Consider the following 315-nt stretch of genomic DNA (forward strand, 5'->3'; position numbering starts at 1 on the left):
GGGCCGGGGTGAGGATGCCGCGGCTGCGCAGCCGGGTGAGGACGTCGAGGCCCTCCATCACCGGCAGACCCCGGTCGAGCACGATCACGTCGAACGGCTGGGTGAGGCCTTCGTGCAGGGCACGCTGGCCGTCGCGGGCGATCACGGTGTCGTAGCCTTCGTTCTGCAGCAGCTGGTCGAGCATCTGCACCAGGCGCGCATCGTCTTCGACGAGCAGCACTCTCGGATGATCGGCCATATTCGAAGTATAGGGATCGCTGTCTTGCGCCCGGTCGGGGTCGGTCATGCCGGTGCGAGCCCACGAGCGCGTTGCAG

1 protein-coding gene is annotated in these 315 nt (G+C 67.6%); it reads right to left on the reverse strand.

Annotated elements, in window-relative coordinates; genetic code table 11:
* Positions 1 to 238 (reverse strand): response regulator (locus tag BV453_RS01650; protein WP_249520709.1); only part of this gene is annotated, 238 nt, incomplete at its 3' end.
* Positions 239 to 315 lie beyond the last annotated feature (77 nt).

Origin of the sequence: Microbacterium sp. ER1, assembly GCF_023383675.1 — a bacterium.
Taxonomy (GTDB): Bacteria; Actinomycetota; Actinomycetes; order Actinomycetales; family Microbacteriaceae; genus Microbacterium.